Origin of the sequence: Afipia sp. OHSU_II-C1, from assembly GCF_000497575.1 — a bacterium.
Classification (GTDB): Bacteria; Pseudomonadota; Alphaproteobacteria; order Rhizobiales; family Xanthobacteraceae; genus Afipia.
Map to the genome: position 1 here is coordinate 14,073 of NZ_APJI01000004.1, position 16,898 is coordinate 30,970.

A 16,898-nucleotide genomic window follows, 5' to 3' on the forward strand; every position below is an offset into this window, starting at 1 on the left:
TCTCCAATTGCGCTCCGGACACGCCGCATTTCGGTGGGAACGACAATGTCCGGGAGCAGACCCATGATGACAGCAGCAAAGAGCGGCTCGGCCGCGTTCATCGTTTCGCTCCTCGCATTCATCACCACTGTTCCAGCCTCCGCGCTTGAACTCGAGCAGGCGCGCGAAAGCTGCCGCAACTCGATCGGCCGACCCACCTACATGGCGTGCAAGCAGAGCGGCGGACCGCATGAAGCCTGCATGGCGCGCGCGAAAGCCGCTGCCACGCCGTGTGTCCGCAATGCGATGATGGCCGCACGGCCGAAGGCGGCGCTGTTCGACGCCGCGAAGGTGTCCGCGCCGAAGAAGGAGGACATCGCCGCAGGCGCCGCGGCGCTTGCGAAAAACGCGACGACGCTCGTGGCGCCGCCGCGCACGGTGTCGGACATCACGGCGATTCTCGACCAGCAGAAGCCGGATCCTGCCAAGATCGCCGAATTGACCGCGACGGCCGATGCGCCGGTGCCGGCCGGTTTGAAGGGGAACGAGCTTGCGGCGTTTTACTACAAGCGCGGGCAGGCGCGAACGCTTGTCGGACGTAGCGCTGAAGCGCTTCGGGATGCCGAACAGACCGTGGCTCTGGGCAAGGGCGAGGACGTCAAGATATTTGCCCGCTACGAACAGTTCCTGATGCGACGCCTTCGTGAAGCCGGCGAGAACAAGCGCGCTGACGCTATCGCTGCGAGACAGATCGCCGCCGCAAACAGCCTGCCCAAAGGAAAGGGTCGGCTTTTCAGTCTGTACCTGGGGCAGTCGATCGGGTTGATCCGGTCGGGCGACATCAACGCCGCCGAATCCTATGCCGCCCGCAATCGTTCGTTGCTGGCCGAGGCGCAGCGCTGGCCGGTCTTCCCGATCTATGGAATGAGCTGGCAGGCGACCGTTGAAGACGGCAATGCGCGTGTCGCCGAAGCGCGGGGCCGCTTTGCCGATGCCGAGGCCGCATATCGCAAGTCCGCCGTGTTTTACACCAACGCGCTCGCCACCATGTCGCAGTGGGAAAGCAAACCTGCCGAAGGCGAGATGGAGCGGTTCGCCGATTGGGCCACGGCGTTTGAAGGCCGTACCAAGGTCAAGCAGGGGCGCGTCGGCGAAGGCGAGGCGGATGTGCGGCGCGCGTTGCTCAGCCGCCTCAGCAAGTCCGGTAAATTCCATGCCGACACCGCGGGCATTCTGTCGGTGTTCGTCTATGTGGTTCAAGAGCAGGGCCGTTACGCAGAGGCCGAACGGCTTCAGCGCGAAGTCATCGATATCTACAAGGGGCTCGGCTACGCCGACGACTCCGGTCAGATGGTCAATGCGAATGTCTTCCTTGCGCAGATTTTGAATCTTGAGCGCAAGTATGAAGAGGCCACGAAGCTCTACGATCAGGTCGACGTCTGGACAGCGAAATGGGAGCCCTCGCGCCGTGAAGCGGTGAGCGGTGGCCTTGCCCGTGTCTCCATCCTGCTCACGCAAGGCAACTACGACAACGCGCTTGAAATTGCTCAGCGATCGTATGAACGGGAAAGGGCACGCTCGGGCGACAAGAGCCTCAATACCGCTGTTGCGCGCGGCTATTATGCGATAGCGCTGGCGCGCAAGGGCAGGACCAACGAGGCGCTGCAGGCGTACAAGGATTCCATCCCGGTCCTGCAGACCGCATCCAGCGGCAGCGACGACGACAGCGGATCGACGGCCGCGGCGCGCGAAGGCCGCATCCGGTTCGTGGTCGAAGGTTATCTCCGCACGCTGGCGCTCAATCCGGCGGCTGCGCCACCCAATGTTGCAGAGGAAACCTTTGCCTATGCGGATCTGCTGCGCGGGCAATCTGTGCAACGCGCATTGCAGGCGTCGTCCGCCCGTGCGTCCACCAGCAATCCTGAACTCGCCAAGCTGATGCGCACGTCGCAGGACAATGAAAAGCGGATCGGTGCGGCGGTCGCCACGCTGAACAACCTGCTGACCCTTCCGCCCGCCGAACGCGAGGAGAAAGCCGTCAAGGCAACGCAGGCGGAAATCGCGGCATTGCAGGCTGCACGGACGCAGACGCTAGGCGAGATTGCGAAGAAGTTTCCCGACTACGGAAATCTTGTGAACCCGCCGCCGCCGAACGCGAGCGACCTGCAAAAACAGCTCACGGGAGAGGAGGCGCTGCTGTCGTTCTACTTCGGCCGCTTCGACAGCTTCATCTGGGTGGTGCGGAAGGACGCCCCGGTGCAGTTCGCCCGGATCAAGATGTCGCTCGGCGATCTGAACGCGACCGTGACCAAGCTGCGCGAGGCGCTGGAGCCGAAGGCGGCGATGATCTCGGACATTCCGGCATTCGATGTGAAACTGGCGTCGGAGCTGTACGATCAGTTGCTGAAGCCGCTGGAGAGCGCCTGGAAGCCCGCGAAAAGCCTGATCGTCGTGACCAACGGCGGGCTCGGCCTGCTGCCGCTCTCGCTGCTGCCGACCGCCGCCGCCGAAATCAAAACGAATGACGACCCTCTGTTCGTGAGCTATCGCAACGTACCCTGGCTGGCGCGGACTCATGCGGTAACGCTGGTGCCGTCGGCGTCTGCCTTGCAGACGTTGCGCAAGCTGCCGGCGGGCAAGGCCACGCGGCAGGACCTGATCGCGTTCGGTGATCCTTACTTCAGCAAGGAGCAGGCGGATGAGGCGGCGAAGACCGACAAACTGATACAGGTCGCCGATGCTTCGGTCGCCACGCGCGGCCTGCCGCTCAAGCGGCGCAACAGCCCGCAGCTCGAGGGCGTCGACAGTGCGCAGCTTGGACAGTTGCCGCGCTTGCCCGATACCTCGGAAGAACTGACCTCGATCGCGCTCGCGCTCCAGGCCGATCCCACCAAGGTTCTCAACCTCGGCAAGGACGCGAACGAGAAGAAGGTGAAGTCGATGGACCTCTCGGGGTTCAAGATTGTCGCCTTCGCCACGCACGGTCTGGTGCCGGGCGAACTGGATGGCTTGACACAACCGGCGCTGGCGCTGTCGGCGCCCGCGATCTCCGACGGCGATGGCGACGGGCTGCTGACGATGGAGGAAATCCTGTCGCTCAAGCTCGATGCCGACTGGGTCGTGCTGTCCGCCTGTAATACGGCAGCGGGAGCAGGCGCGGGTGCCGAGGCCGCATCCGGTCTTGGCCGGGCGTTCTTCTACGCCGGGACACGTGCGCTTCTGGTGACCAACTGGTCGGTGCATTCTCAGTCGGCCCGCGAGCTGGTGACGGATCTGTTCAAGCGGCAGGCCGATGATCCGAAGCTGACACGCGGCGAGGCGCTGCGGCAGGCGATGATGGCGCTGGCTGACGGGCCGGGTTACCTCGGCGCGAACGGCAAGACAGAGTTCGCCTACGCGCATCCACTGTTCTGGGCGCCGTATTCGATTATCGGTGACGGCGGCGGGCGTTAAGGAAGGGCAGCCGAAGTGTCTTTCGGAGGAAGATGTCGTGCTGTAGACTTGCGGCATTGCGGTTGAGGAGATTTGAGATGCGCCGGTCGTTGTTGCAGGTTGCGGTGCTCGCAACCGGTTTCGTCCTGATGGCTGCGCCCCCGGTCAGCGCCGGCACGGTTCTGATTTCCGCCGACGAGGCCAAGCTTCCTCCGCCCGCAGGCGCGGTCGCGGTTGCCACCCGCGGCATCACGCGCGGACCCAAGGTCGCCCTTGTCGGGACTGCCGATCCAGCGAAGTCGCCGATGCGTCTTCAATTGAAGTTCGAGTCATTTGGCGGGGCCAGGATCGATACGGATTCGCTGAAGGTAACTTACATCAAGAGCCCGTCGGTCGATCTGACGCCGCGAATGAAGCCGTTCGTCAAGCCGGACGGGATCGACATGCCCGATGCGGAATTGCCGGCCGGCGATCATGTCATTCGCGTGGATGTGAAGGATTCGGAGGGACGCACTGCGACCACCAGCTTCACCCTTAAAGTCGCGCCCTGAGCCGCATGCCGGCACATTGTCCCTTTTGCGCACAGCCCACAGTCGCCGAGGCGCTAGTGTGCAGTTCGTGCTCGCGCGACATCACGATTCCCGAAACGCTGATCGCCGAGCGGGATGATCTTCTGCGCAAGCGCGCTCTCGCCCGCGAAGAACTGATGCAGGCGAAGGCGGAGCTTGAGGCGCTCCGGATCCGCCAACGCCTCTCACTGCGGCGGAGTTGATATGTCCGGGGCCTTTGCTTTCATGCTCTTTGCTTTCACGTCTTACGCGCCGGCATTCTGATGGAATGCCCTTTCTGCGCCGAGAAGGTGAAAGACGAAGCACTGGTCTGCAAGCACTGCTCTCGCGATCTGCGGGTGGTTCGCCCGGTGCTTCGCGAAATCGAGAGCATCGTCTCTGACATCGAAAAGATAAGGCGCGAGTTGGACAACGTCAGCGCGCGGCTTTACCGGCGGCGCCATCCTGTCAGATCGTTCGCGGTTCACAGTATCGGTTACATCCTGATTCCGGCGATCCTGCTGGTCGCGGCGCATATCATCGTCACCATCGTACTGAACGTGTCGCCGCTCTACCTGCGGATCGCCTCGGTGATCATTCCGTTGCCGTTCGGCTTCGCCATCTACGCGGTTCAGAAAATCGGCTATCGCGGCGCCGCCGTTGTCGGCATCCTGACGGCGCTGCTCAGCGTGTTCTGTATGCTGACCGTGACGGGCCTGAACGACCATGTTCCGATCCTTCCGGGATCGTGGGTGGAATGGCGCGAGGTGCTGGAGTATTCGGCGAGCATCGCGCTGGCGTTCCTGACCGGCAACATTCTCGGCATTCTGATCTTGCAACTGCTGGCCAGTTCCCTGTCTCAGGTGGATCGGCCGAATGCCGCCGCCTACCAAGCAGCTCGTTTTCTCGGGCCGTATGTCGGGGAGGAGCAGCTCCGGCGCCGGGCGAGAATCATTCAGGAATTGATGCGCACGGCTGGCCCGCTGCTTGGCATCTTGTCCACAGCGGCCGGGTCGATATATGCGGGCCTCAAGGGCATCCTGGGCACATAGCTGCCAACCGGTGTCCGCTCAGCGGAGTTCCATCGGGCAGAGGCCCGTGTCATTCCCGCAACGCTGCAATGAATTCGACAGGCCAAGCTCCTGAAATCGCGCAAAATTGCGCCAAGATCACGGAGTTGAATGGTTGGGCGGTTAGCGAATTCTTGATAGTCGGGTGTCACCATGGTTGGCTAGGGACCGTGGATCAGGATTCGATTGAGCCGTGATTCGCACGGTAACTGAGGTGACGGGTCTTTTTTGGTACGGTTTTTGCTCCTATCTACACATCATCTCGGTGTGTGCCGGGATGGGGCAAGCCCCTAGAACAAGATCGAGCGGCGGACGGAGATAGGAATGAGCAAGGTCGGTACGAGCGATTCAAAGAACACTCTCTATTGCTCGTTCTGCGGGAAGAGCCAGCACGAAGTCCGCAAACTCATTGCGGGCCCGACCGTATTCATCTGCGATGAATGCGTCGAACTGTGCATGGACATCATCCGCGAGGAGAACAAGTCGTCGCTGGTGAAGTCGCGCGACGGCATTCCGACGCCGAAGGAGATTTGCAAGGTTCTGGACGATTACGTGATCGGTCAGCAGCACGCCAAGAAGGTGCTCTCGGTCGCGGTCCACAACCACTACAAGCGCCTCAACCATCAGACCAAGCACAACGATGTTGAGCTGGCGAAGTCGAACATCCTGCTGATCGGTCCAACCGGTTCGGGCAAGACACTGCTCGCGCAGACGCTCGCCCGCATCCTCGACGTGCCGTTCACGATGGCTGACGCGACCACGCTCACCGAAGCCGGTTACGTTGGTGAGGACGTCGAGAACATCATCCTGAAGCTGTTGCAGGCGGCCGACTACAACGTCGAGCGCGCCCAGCGCGGCATCGTCTACATCGACGAAATCGACAAGATTTCACGCAAGTCCGACAATCCGTCGATCACCCGCGACGTGTCGGGCGAGGGCGTGCAGCAGGCGCTGCTGAAGATCATGGAAGGAACGGTCGCTTCCGTGCCGCCGCAGGGCGGACGCAAGCATCCACAGCAGGAGTTCCTGCAGGTGGACACGACCAACATCCTGTTCATCTGCGGCGGTGCGTTCTCGGGCCTGGAGAAGATCATCTCCTCGCGCGGCCGGACCACGTCGATCGGCTTCGCTGCACAGGTTCTGGCGCCGGAAGACCGCCGCACGGGCGAAATCTTCCGCGAGGTCGAGCCGGAAGATCTGCTCAAGTACGGTCTGATCCCGGAATTCGTCGGACGTCTGCCGGTTGTGGCGACGCTCGAGGATCTCGATGAGGCTTCGCTGAAGAAGATCCTGGTCGAGCCGAAGAACGCGCTGGTGAAACAGTACCAGCGGCTGTTCGAGATGGAGAATATCGAGCTGACCTTCGCCGACGAAGCGCTTGGCGCGGTGGCCCGCAAGGCCATCGAGCGCAAGACCGGCGCGCGCGGGTTGCGGTCGATCCTCGAAAGCATTCTGCTCGAGACCATGTTCGACCTTCCGGGCCTTGAAGGCGTCGAGGAAGTCGTCATTTCGCGCGAAGTGGTCGAGGCGACGGCGCGTCCGCTGTACATCTATGCCGACCGGTCTGACCGCGCGGCTGAGACCAGCGCGAGCGCCTGAGCAGGCCACATAAACCACCGAGGTTTTCAACAGGAACCGGCTGCCGAGACCCCTCGGCAGCCGGTTCCGTGTTTTACGCGACTTTAGAATAACCCAAGTCTGACAGGGGTTTTTCGCTCTCTTGACACCCCCATGCACCATAGCCACCTAATGGTGTGCTGCGGCAAGGTAAGTCTATCGAGTCGGAGCACACCTACCCGGACAGGGAGAGGCCGCACCGCGGCTGCTGGCTCAAAAGAGCTCCTTCTTTGTCCGGCACACAAGGCACCTTGTGGCAGTCGCGTCAGGAAAGGCGGATTGCGTGCAAGGGGGCGCAACAAAAGGATTATGGGCATGACAACTGCCTCAAAGCCTCGTCCAGTCATCGTTTACGGCGAAAGCCACTCCTATCCGGTGCTGCCGCTTCGCGACATCGTCGTCTTCCCGCACATGATCGTGCCGCTGTTCGTCGGCCGCGAGAAGTCGATCAAGGCGCTCGAAGAGGTCATGAAGAACGATGCGCTGATTTTCCTCGCGACGCAGAAGAACGCGTCCGATGACGATCCGGCTCCGGATGCAATTTACGAGATCGGTACGCTCGCCAGCGTGCTGCAGCTCCTGAAGCTTCCCGACGGCACCGTGAAGGTGCTGGTCGAAGGCCTGGAGCGCGCGAAGGCCGGCAAGTATTCCGATCGCTCCGATTTCTATGAGGCCGAAGCCGTGGCCCTTGCCGACGTCGATGCCAAGAGCGTCGAGGCGGAGGCTTTGTCGCGTTCGGTCGTGTCCGACTTCGAGAGCTATGTGAAGCTGAACAAGAAGATTTCCGCCGAAGTGGTGGGGGTCGTTCAGCAGATCACGGATTTCGCGAAGCTCGCGGATACCGTGGCGTCGCATCTCGCCGTCAAGATCTCCGATCGCCAGACTATCCTGGAAACGTTGTCCGTCTCCCAGCGCCTTGAGAAGGTGATGGGCCTGATGGAGAGCGAGATCTCGGTGCTGCAGGTCGAGAAGAAGATCCGCTCGCGCGTCAAGCGCCAGATGGAGAAGACCCAGCGCGAGTACTACCTCAACGAGCAGATGAAGGCGATCCAGAAGGAGCTCGGCGACGACGAAGGCCGCGACGAACTTGCTGATCTCGAAGAGAAGATCAACAAGACCAAGCTCTCGAAGGAAGCTCGCGAGAAGGCGGCGCATGAACTGAAGAAGCTGCGGCAGATGTCTCCGATGTCCGCTGAGGCGACGGTCGTGCGCAACTATCTCGACTGGCTGCTGTCGATTCCATGGGGCAAGAAGTCCAAGGTCAAGAAGGACCTCGTTGCCGCGCAGGAAGTGCTCGACTCGGATCACTACGGGCTTGAGAAGGTCAAGGACCGCATCGTCGAGTATCTCGCCGTGCAGTCCCGCGCCAACAAGCTGACCGGACCGATCCTGTGCCTCGTCGGCCCTCCGGGCGTCGGCAAGACCTCGCTTGGCAAGTCGATCGCGAAGGCGACCGGACGTGAGTTCGTGCGCGTATCGCTCGGCGGCGTGCGGGATGAAGCGGAAATCCGCGGACACCGCCGCACCTACATCGGCTCGATGCCCGGCAAGATCATCCAGTCGATGCGCAAGGCGAAGACCTCGAACCCGCTGTTCCTGCTGGACGAGATCGACAAGATGGGCGCCGACTTCCGCGGCGATCCGTCGTCGGCTTTGCTTGAGGTCCTCGACCCCGAGCAGAACGGCACGTTCAACGATCACTACCTCGAGGTGGATTACGACCTCTCCAACGTGATGTTCATCACGACCGCGAATACGCTCAATATTCCCGGACCGCTGATGGACCGCATGGAGATCATCCGCATCGCCGGCTACACCGAGAACGAGAAGGTTGAGATCGCCCGCAAGCATCTCATCCCGAACGCGATCGCCAAGCACGGCCTGAACTCGAAGGAATGGTCGATCGACGACGAAGCGCTGTTGTTCCTGATCCGCCGCTACACCCGCGAAGCGGGCGTGCGTAACCTCGAGCGTGAGATTTCGACACTGGCCCGCAAGGGTGTGAAGGAACTCATGATCTCGAAGAAGAAGTCGGTGAAGGTGACCGCGGCCGTGGTCGAGGAGTTCCTCGGTGTGCCGAAGTATCGCTACGGCGAGATCGACAGCGAGGACCAGGTCGGTGTTGTGACCGGTCTGGCGTGGACCGAGGTGGGCGGCGAGCTGCTGACCATTGAAAGCGTCATGATGCCCGGCAAGGGCCGCATGACGGTGACGGGCAACCTGCGCGACGTGATGAAGGAGTCGATTTCGGCTGCTGCGTCCTACGTCCGCTCGCGAGCGATCAACTACGGCATCGAGCCGCCGCTGTTCGACCGCCGCGACATCCACGTGCACGTGCCGGAAGGTGCGACGCCGAAGGATGGTCCGTCTGCCGGTGTCGCGATGACGACGTCCATCGTCTCGGTGCTGACCGGCATTCCGATCCGGCACGATGTCGCCATGACTGGCGAGATCACGCTGCGGGGCCGGGTGCTGCCGATCGGCGGTCTGAAGGAGAAGCTGCTTGCGGCCGCACGTGGCGGCATCAAGACGGTCTTCATTCCTGAGGACAACGCCAAGGACCTCACGGAGATTTCCGACGCCATCAAGGGCGGCATGGAAATCATCCCGGTCGCGCGGATGGACGAAGTGCTGGCCAAGGCGCTGGTGCGGGTTCCGACCCCGATCGTCTGGGAAGAGGACGTCAAGGCGCTGGCAACCCCTGAGGCCGATGAGGCCACAGGCGGCCTGACCACCGCGCACTGAGCGATACGCTGAATTGATGATAAAACGGCGCCTTCGGGCGCCGTTTTTATGTCCGATGTCCTCAAATGACGGCGATGCCGGGTTGCGCCGAAGGTGTCCGCCCGGCTAAAACACGCGGACATCGTCGCTCGTTCGGCGAACGTTGAGGGCGGTTAGCTCAGCTGGTTAGAGCATCTCGTTTACACCGAGAGGGTCGGCGGTTCGAATCCGTCACCGCCTACCACCCATGCGCTTGCCATCCTGTCATGGCGCCGCCATGTTGCGTGCCCTAGCATCGCGAAGTCCTTACCCCTCTCACTGCTGTCAGCGCGGAGTGATCGATGAAGTACTTCCTTTGCCGCTTTATTCCTCCGGGGCCGGACTTCCTCAAAACCATGACCCCCGAGCAAAAGGTGCTGATGAAATCGCACGGCGAGTTCTTGCAGGCCTTGCTGGAGCAGGGCGGCGTTGTCGCGCACGGGCCGGTGGCCGATCCGGCGGGCGGCTGGGGCATGTCGCTGTTCGAGATGGCCGACGACGAGAGCGCCGACGATGTCCGCGTCATCGTTGCGGAGGACCCGATGGTCAAGGCCAACATCGGCGCGCGTTATGAGGTGCTGCCGATGCTTCAGCTGCGGATGAGGGGCTAGGGCACTTCGAGAGGTCGACGCGCGAAGCGCGGAGGGCGTAGAATTTCTCGATAGACCTAGAGCCCCTCACCCCAACCCTCTCCCCACTGGGGAGAGGGAGCACATCTGATGTCGAACTATGCTTGCGCTAGCGCCTCGTCAGCACGAACTGCGATTGCGTCAGGCGGCAGGGCTTGCCGCCGGCACAATCGGCAAGGGCAAGCAGTTTCGCGCCGCGAACGAGACGCTCCTTGGTGTCCTCGGAGCGGTGCGGCGTCAGCACGCTCATCGCGGTGCGCAGGGAATCCGCGATGTCCTCATTCGCCTTAGCGTCGGTTCTGTCGGTAAGGACGGCTACGTCGATGATGTCGTGATTGCGCGCGTCGATATCGACGAACACCAGCCCGATCGGGAGCGGCGCAAGCGCGACATTGTCGAATTTGCAGGTCAGCGCGTTTTGGCACATCGAGAGAAGGCGACGCCCTTGCGGCCGCCACAGGCATTCGGGTTTTGCATTGGCGCGCACAAGGCACACGGCGATGTCGGGCGCCGCATTGAGGTTGAGCTTTGAATTGCCGAGCCGGGGCACGCCGTCCCACGGGCTGCCGTTGGTCTTGGTGGCATCCGCGGTCACGGTGATGTCAAACCGTTGGTCCTGCGCCTGTGCGTTGAGCGGCACAAGGAGAGCGACCGAGAGCACCGCGGCGAGGCGGTTCACAATCCGGATCATGCCTTTTCCTCCCAGATCGCGGCGAGATGGACGATGGTGCGCACCGCCGCTTCCATGTCCTGAACGCTGACCCATTCGAGGCGTGAGTGGAAGGCGTGCTCGCCGGCGAAGATGTTCGGGCAGGGCAGCCCCATGAATGACAGGCGCGAGCCGTCGGTGCCGCCACGGATGCTGCTCAGGACGGGCTGGAGTCCGGCGCGGCCGATCGCTTCCAGCGCATGCTCGACCACTTCCGGATGACGGTCGAGCACCTCCTTCATGTTGCGGTACTGTTCCTTGACCTCGAATTTATAGGTCGAATGCGGGAAGTCCTTGATGACGCCGCGCACGATGTCTTCCAGCAGCGCCTCTTTCTCCTTCAGGCCCTGCACGGTGAAATCGCGAACGATCAGCGACAGCGTCGCGCTGTCGAGGCCGCCCTGAAGCCCGACCGGATGCAGGAAGCCTTCACGGCCCTCGGTGGTTTCCGGGGCAAGGTCCCTCGGCAGCCGGTCGACGATGCGCGATGCGATCTTGAGCGCGTGCTCCATCTTCCCCTTGGCAAAACCCGGATGGATGCTGACGCCCTGAATGGTGATGGTCACGCCGTCCGCCGAAAAGGTCTCGTCTTCGAGATGGCCGGCGCTTTCGCCGTCGATGGTGTAGCCGAACGCGGCGCCGAGCTTCTTGAGATCGACCTTGTCCGCTCCGCGGCCGATTTCCTCGTCCGGTGTGAAAAGAACTTTGATCGCGCCGTGTTTTATCTGTGGATTGGCGATCAGGACCTGCATGGCATCCATGATCTCGGCGACGCCGGCCTTGTTGTCGGCGCCCAGAAGGGTGGTGCCGTCGGTGGTGACGATGTCGCTGCCGATTTGGTCTTTGAGCGCCGGATTGTCCGCCGCGCGAATAACCTGCGACGGATCGGCGGGCAAGACGATGTCGCCGCCCTGATAGTTGCGAACGATCTGCGGCTTGACGTCCTTGCCGGTGCAGTCCGGCGAAGTGTCCATGTGCGAGCAGAAGCAGATGACCGGCACGGTTTTCGCGGTATTGGCGGGCAGCGTCGCATAGACATAGCCGAGTTCGTCCATATGGGCGTCGGCGAGTCCCAGATCGCGCAACTCCTGCGCGAGCAGGCGGCCGAGGTCCTTCTGCTTCTCGGTGGACGGGCAGGTGGGTGACGATGCGTCGGACTGGGTGTCGATGCGGACGTAACGCAGGAAACGGTCAAGAACGGTATGAGAGAAGATGACGGGCAAGATGGTGGCTCCGGTTTCGATCGTCATACGCGGGCATAGCCGTTTGAAGAACGGCATCGCTTCCGCTCGCCTATGACCCGCGTATCCATGACGTGAAATGCATTTCGTGAAAGATGGAATGCCGGGTCAAGCCCGGCAATGACGAGCAGTCGGTGACGGCGAAATGCTGCCTGCCCTGGCTCAATGAAAAACGCCATCCCGGCGGTACCGGAATGGCGTCGGGCCTTAAAGTCTGGATGCCGGACTTAGACGGCTTCCTTCAATTCCTTGGCAGCGCGGAAGGCAACCTTCTTGCTCGCCTTGATGTGGATCGCTTCGCCGGTGGCCGGGTTGCGGCCCATACGGGCGGCGCGCTTGCGAACCTGGAGGATGCCGAGGCCGACGATGCGGATACGCTCGCCCTTCTTCAGGTGCTTGGTGATCTTGGTGACGAGGTCGCCGAGGATGGTTTCAGCGGTCTTCTTCGACAACTCGTGCTCTTCGGCGAGAGCAGCGGCAAGGTGCTTCAGGGTAATGGTCGCTGGGGTAGCTGCTTTCTTTGCCATATTTGGCCCTCCTCGTGGATACTAGGCTTCACAAAACCAACGGTACATCAGGGCTTATTTGATTCGGGAGCGTCCTGACTACGAGTTTTGCCTGTAAATAGCGCCTTATTTAAATCGGCGGTGGAAAAGAGCCTGACACACAAGGGGAAATGCAACAACACCCTCGCAAATGTGGCCTCGGAACGGGCGCGGCGCGTCGGCCCGATCCCGGACGGACGGTGTAGTCCGGCGCGAACGTGCGAAGTAGGAACTGATTGTTTTTATGAGATAATTTGGCGCGAGAGACGGGGCTCGAACCCGCGACCTCCGGCGTGACAGGCCGGCGCTCTAACCAACTGAGCTACTCCCGCAAGGCCGCATCAGCGGACCGCAGGGTCCCGGACTTAAAGGTGCCGCCCTGCCAAGTCAAGCACTGCAGACTTTTTACACGATCAGCCTGTGACCGCGCTGAGTACGGAGCGAAATTGCTCCGCAAACCTCGCGCCGTGCTTCTGTTCGAAGCTGTCGTGGGCGTTCCGCCAGAGCGGATAAGCTTTGTCGAGGAGGGAGCGGCCTTTTCGCGTGAGCAGGATGTCGCGGCTGCGACGGTCTTCTTTTGAAACCCTGACGTCGACGAGGCCATCGCGTTCGAGGGGGCGGAGATTCTTCCCCATCGTGGTGCGATTCATCACCATCAGTTCGGCCAGCCGGTTCACCGACAGGCCGCCTTCCTTGTTCAGCGCCATCAGGAGCATGAACTGCGTCACCCGCACGCCTGAGGGCGCAAGCGCGGCGTCGTAGATCTGGGTCATGCGGCGCGCCGCCTTGCGCACGGCGAAGCAGTTGCACGTGTCCAGTCCCGGTTGCGCCATCACCTGTCCGCTTCCTGTTTCAAGAGTTCCGGCCGTCGCAGCCGGGATCAAAAATTAGGTGAACATTCTCCTGTTTTTGTCAAGCCCTTGCCAAAGACCGGTTTGGATAATAGGAGCATATGCTCCTAATATTGGGAGGAGATGAAAATGAGCGATTTAATGCTGGTGACGGGTGCGACGGGTTCGACAGGGAAGGCCGCCGTTCGCGAATTGAGACAAGCGGGCGCCCAGGTACGGGCGTTCGTTCACAGGGATGACGCGCGGGCCGATGCGTTGCGGGACCTCGGTGCGGAGGTGATGGTCGGCGATCTGCTGGACCTCGCTGCCGTGCGGGCCGCAACCAGGGGTGTGACGGCAGCTTATTTTGTCTATCCGATCCGGAGTGGATTGGTCGATGCGACAGCGTATTTCGCGCAGGCGGCGTCAGAAGCGGGTGTGAAGTTCATCGTGAACATGTCGCAGATTTCGGCGCGTTCGGATGCCAAGAGCAACGCGGCTCGCCAGCACTGGGTCTGTGAACGGATGCTGGATCGGTCCGGCATTCCGGTCGTGCATCTGCGCCCGACCTTCTTCGCCCAGTGGCTTCTGTATTTCGGCCGCGGCAGCGGGATCGCTTCGACGGGCCAGATCGTGCTGCCATTCGGGGAGGGGCGTCACGCGCCGATCGCGGGAGAAGATCAGGGGCGGTTGATCGCTGCGATTTTGAGGGACCCGGCACCTCATGCCGGAAAGACCTATCCTCTCTACGGTTCCACCGAAATGAACCACCATGAGATCGCTGCACAGGTCAGCACGGTGCTTGGCAAGCAGATCAGCTACATCGCGCAGTCCATTCCGGACTTCAAGGCGCAGCTTGAAAGCCTGCATGCGCCGCAGCACCTGGTTCAACACCTGTGCGAAGTGGCGCAGGACTATCAGGACGGCATCTTCGCCGGCACCAACGATATCATCGAGCGTGTCACAGGGCGTCCGCCTCTGACGGTTCCTGAGTTCGTCGAACTCCACCGGGCGGAATTTTCCGCCTGACTTCGGCCGGCCCCGGACGGCGCGTGCCGCACGGGGCCGGATCGACCGCTCCTACGGCCGCGCCACGGGCATCCCCACCCAGCACGATTGTCATTTCAGCCGGGACGCTATCTCCTGTATTGGTGCCCGGCGACGCAGGATCGACCGCGCTCAAAATCATGTGGGGAAACGTTTAATGCCGACCACCAGCACCGGAACCAACAGGAAATACAGGCTGGCCGTGATTCCCGGCGACGGCATCGGCAAGGAAGTGGTGCCCGAGGGGCTGCGGGTGCTGGAAGCGGCGGCAAAGAAGTTCAATTTTGAACTGACCCTCGACAGTTTCGACTTCGCCTCCTGTGACTACTACCAGAAGCACGGCAAGATGATGCCGGACGACTGGAAGACCCAGATCGGCAGCCACGATGCGATCTTCTTCGGGGCGGTGGGCATGCCGTCGATCCTGCCGGACCACATTTCGCTATGGGGCTCGCTGATCCAGTTTCGCCGGGAGTTCGACCAGTATGTGAACCTTCGGCCTGTTCGCCTGATGCCCGGCGTGAAGTCGCCGCTGGCCGGCAGAAAGCCCGGCGATATCGACTTTTTCGTCGTGCGCGAGAACACCGAGGGCGAGTATTCGTCCATCGGTGGGCGGATGTTTCCGGGCACCGACCGCGAGGTGGTGATTCAGGAAAGCGTCATGTCACGTACCGGCGTCGACCGGATCCTGAAGTTCGCCTTTGAGCTTGCGCAAACCCGCCCCAAGAAGCACCTGACCTCTGCCACCAAGTCGAACGGTATTTCGATCACGATGCCGTACTGGGACGAGCGGGTGGAGGAGATGGCCAAGGCCTATCCGGGCGTGAAGTGGGACAAGTATCATATTGATATTCTGGCCGCGAACTTCGTCCTGCACCCTGACTGGTTCGACGTTGTGGTCGGCTCGAACCTGTTCGGAGACATCCTGTCGGATCTCGGCCCGGCCTGCACCGGCACCATCGGCATTGCTCCGTCCGGCAGTCTCAATCCGGAACGCAAGTTTCCCTCGCTGTTCGAGCCGGTTCACGGCTCCGCGCCGGACATCGCCGGGAAGGGAATCGCCAACCCCGTCGGCCAGATCTGGTCGGTCGCGATGATGCTGGACCATCTCGGCGAGCCTGAAGCGGGCAAGGCGATTGTGTCGGCGATCGAGACCGTTCTGGCCGACGAGAGGCTGCGGACGCGCGATCTCGGCGGACAGGCCGACACGGTTGCATGCGGCAAGGAAATCGCGCGTCTGCTGTCATAAAAGGCAGATGCTCGCGGTCTACGCCGAAGGTCGTAGACTGCGTTGTTCCCGGCGTCGTTCCCCCGTCTCGCGTCGCTGCTAATAAGCGCCGCAGATGGGTCCATCGGTGGAGCTTTGGGTGCCGGGAGGCCCGGTGCCACCGGGTTTCCGATCGGCGATCAGAGCGGATCAGGCCTCAAAACAGCTTGTCTTGCCCTCCCTGTTGCGCTGCGCTATCCCTTTCGAACCATTCCAATGTTTCGCGAATCCGCGGGACAAATTCGGGCAGCATGAGGATCGCCGATGGGCGGAATTCTGCAGAATTACCTGCCACTTGTGGTGTTTATCGGAGTCGCGACCGTGATCGGTCTCGCGCTTCTGATCGCACCGTTCATCGTCGCCTATCAGCAGCCCGATCCGGAAAAGCTTTCCGCCTATGAATGCGGCTTCAACGCATTCGACGACGCGCGCATGAAATTCGATGTGCGGTTCTATCTGGTCGCCATCCTTTTCATCATCTTCGATCTCGAAGTCGCCTTCCTGTTTCCGTGGGCAGTGGCATTCGGCAAGCTCGGCCTCGCCGGGTTCTGGTCGATGATGGTGTTCCTCGCCGTGCTGACCGTCGGCTTCGCCTATGAATGGAAGAAGGGAGCGCTCGAATGGGATTGAGCCCCAACACGGCGCCTTCGATCATGCAGCCCGCGGTCTCGCAGGCGGCAACCGGGATTCTCGATCCGCGTACCGGCCAGCCGGTCGGCGCGGACGACAAGTACTTTCTCGAGATCAACAGCGAACTGTCCGACAAGGGCTTCTTCGTTGCCGCGACCGACGACCTGATCACCTGGGCGCGCACCGGCTCGCTGATGTGGATGACCTTCGGCCTCGCATGCTGCGCAGTCGAGATGATGCAGGTATCGATGCCGCGCTACGACGTCGAGCGCTTCGGCTTCGCGCCGCGCGCTTCGCCGCGCCAGTCCGACGTGATGATCGTCGCCGGCACGCTGACCAACAAGATGGCGCCTGCGCTCCGCAAGGTCTACGACCAGATGCCGGAGCCGCGTTACGTCATCTCGATGGGGTCGTGCGCCAACGGCGGCGGCTACTATCACTACTCGTATTCGGTGGTGCGCGGCTGCGATCGCATCGTGCCTGTCGACATTTATGTTCCGGGTTGTCCGCCGACCGCGGAGGCGCTGCTTTACGGCGTGCTGCTGTTGCAGAAGAAGATCCGGCGCACCGGAACGATTGAACGGTAATCGC

The 16,898-nt window shown here is 61.8% G+C and carries 15 protein-coding genes and 2 tRNA genes; 12 read left to right on the forward strand and 5 right to left on the reverse strand.

Annotated elements, in window-relative coordinates; genetic code table 11:
• The first annotated feature begins 63 nt into the window (after window positions 1–63).
• The 8 genes from I554_RS0102120 to I554_RS0102155 all read left to right on the forward strand — a co-directional run bounded on the left by I554_RS0102120 (window position 64) and on the right by I554_RS0102155 (window position 10,020).
• Window positions 64–3,432: a CHAT domain-containing tetratricopeptide repeat protein gene (locus tag I554_RS0102120; protein ID WP_024575274.1), complete on the forward strand. Its 3,369-nt coding sequence runs from the start codon at window positions 64–66 to the stop codon at window positions 3,430–3,432.
• Between the two features lie 77 nt (window positions 3,433–3,509).
• Window positions 3,510–3,962 carry a hypothetical protein gene (locus I554_RS0102125; protein ID WP_024575275.1) on the forward strand — a complete coding sequence of 151 codons (453 nt, stop codon included), beginning with the start codon at window positions 3,510–3,512 and terminating at the stop codon, window positions 3,960–3,962.
• Window positions 3,963–4,018: 56 nt separating this feature from the next.
• Window positions 4,019–4,183: a hypothetical protein gene (locus I554_RS0102130; RefSeq protein WP_244432700.1), complete on the forward strand. Its 165-nt coding sequence runs from the start codon at window positions 4,019–4,021 to the stop codon at window positions 4,181–4,183.
• Window positions 4,184–4,243: 60 nt separating this feature from the next.
• The gene (locus tag I554_RS0102135; protein WP_024575277.1) at window positions 4,244–5,011 is read left to right on the forward strand and encodes a hypothetical protein; all 768 of its coding nucleotides are present in this window, start codon (window positions 4,244–4,246) and stop codon (window positions 5,009–5,011) included.
• 342 nt (window positions 5,012–5,353) lie between these two features.
• A complete protein-coding gene (gene clpX / locus I554_RS0102140) occupies window positions 5,354–6,628 on the forward strand; it encodes an ATP-dependent Clp protease ATP-binding subunit ClpX (protein WP_024575278.1) in 1,275 nt (424 codons plus the stop codon).
• Between the two features lie 333 nt (window positions 6,629–6,961).
• Window positions 6,962–9,391, forward strand: a complete 2,430-nt coding sequence (gene lon / locus I554_RS0102145) for an endopeptidase La (RefSeq protein ID WP_024575279.1) — start codon at window positions 6,962–6,964, stop codon at window positions 9,389–9,391.
• Between the two features lie 146 nt (window positions 9,392–9,537).
• Window positions 9,538–9,614: transfer RNA gene (locus I554_RS0102150), tRNA-Val, on the forward strand.
• A gap of 97 nt (window positions 9,615–9,711) precedes the next feature.
• Window positions 9,712–10,020, forward strand: coding sequence for a YciI family protein (locus I554_RS0102155; RefSeq protein WP_024575280.1), 309 nt, complete (start codon window positions 9,712–9,714; stop codon window positions 10,018–10,020).
• A gap of 127 nt (window positions 10,021–10,147) precedes the next feature.
• Here the strand turns inward: I554_RS0102155 and I554_RS0102160 are convergent, their stop codons facing one another.
• The 5 genes from I554_RS0102160 to I554_RS0102180 form a co-directional block, all read right to left on the reverse strand.
• Entirely contained in the window at window positions 10,148–10,729 is a 582-nt protein-coding gene (locus tag I554_RS0102160) for a hypothetical protein (protein ID WP_024575281.1), read from the reverse strand.
• Window positions 10,726–11,970 (reverse strand): peptidase T, encoded by a 1,245-nt coding sequence (gene pepT / locus I554_RS0102165; protein WP_024575282.1) that lies wholly within the window; start codon window positions 11,968–11,970, stop codon window positions 10,726–10,728. Before pepT ends, I554_RS0102160 begins: the two co-directional genes overlap by 4 nt.
• Window positions 11,971–12,215: 245 nt before the next feature.
• Window positions 12,216–12,515 (reverse strand): HU family DNA-binding protein, encoded by a 300-nt coding sequence (locus I554_RS0102170; RefSeq protein WP_024575283.1) that lies wholly within the window; start codon window positions 12,513–12,515, stop codon window positions 12,216–12,218.
• 273 nt (window positions 12,516–12,788) lie between these two features.
• A tRNA-Asp gene (locus I554_RS0102175) sits at window positions 12,789–12,865 on the reverse strand.
• 81 nt (window positions 12,866–12,946) lie between these two features.
• Window positions 12,947–13,417, reverse strand: coding sequence for a MarR family transcriptional regulator (locus I554_RS0102180; RefSeq protein ID WP_244432701.1), 471 nt, complete (start codon window positions 13,415–13,417; stop codon window positions 12,947–12,949).
• Window positions 13,418–13,513: 96 nt separating this feature from the next.
• Here I554_RS0102180 and I554_RS0102185 point away from each other — a divergent pair, with 96 nt between their 5' ends.
• The 4 genes from I554_RS0102185 (at window position 13,514) to I554_RS0102200 (ending at window position 16,894) form a co-directional block, all read left to right on the forward strand.
• Window positions 13,514–14,392 (forward strand): NmrA family NAD(P)-binding protein, encoded by an 879-nt coding sequence (locus I554_RS0102185; RefSeq protein ID WP_024575285.1) that lies wholly within the window; start codon window positions 13,514–13,516, stop codon window positions 14,390–14,392.
• 175 nt (window positions 14,393–14,567) lie between these two features.
• On the forward strand, window positions 14,568–15,659 hold the full coding sequence (locus I554_RS0102190; RefSeq protein ID WP_024575286.1) for a tartrate dehydrogenase: 1,092 nt from the start codon (window positions 14,568–14,570) through the stop codon (window positions 15,657–15,659).
• 282 nt (window positions 15,660–15,941) lie between these two features.
• Window positions 15,942–16,307, forward strand: a complete 366-nt coding sequence (locus tag I554_RS0102195; RefSeq protein WP_024575287.1) for an NADH-quinone oxidoreductase subunit A — start codon at window positions 15,942–15,944, stop codon at window positions 16,305–16,307.
• The gene (locus I554_RS0102200) at window positions 16,298–16,894 is read left to right on the forward strand and encodes an NADH-quinone oxidoreductase subunit B (RefSeq protein WP_024575288.1); all 597 of its coding nucleotides are present in this window, start codon (window positions 16,298–16,300) and stop codon (window positions 16,892–16,894) included. Before I554_RS0102195 ends, I554_RS0102200 begins: the two co-directional genes overlap by 10 nt.
• Window positions 16,895–16,898 lie beyond the last annotated feature (4 nt).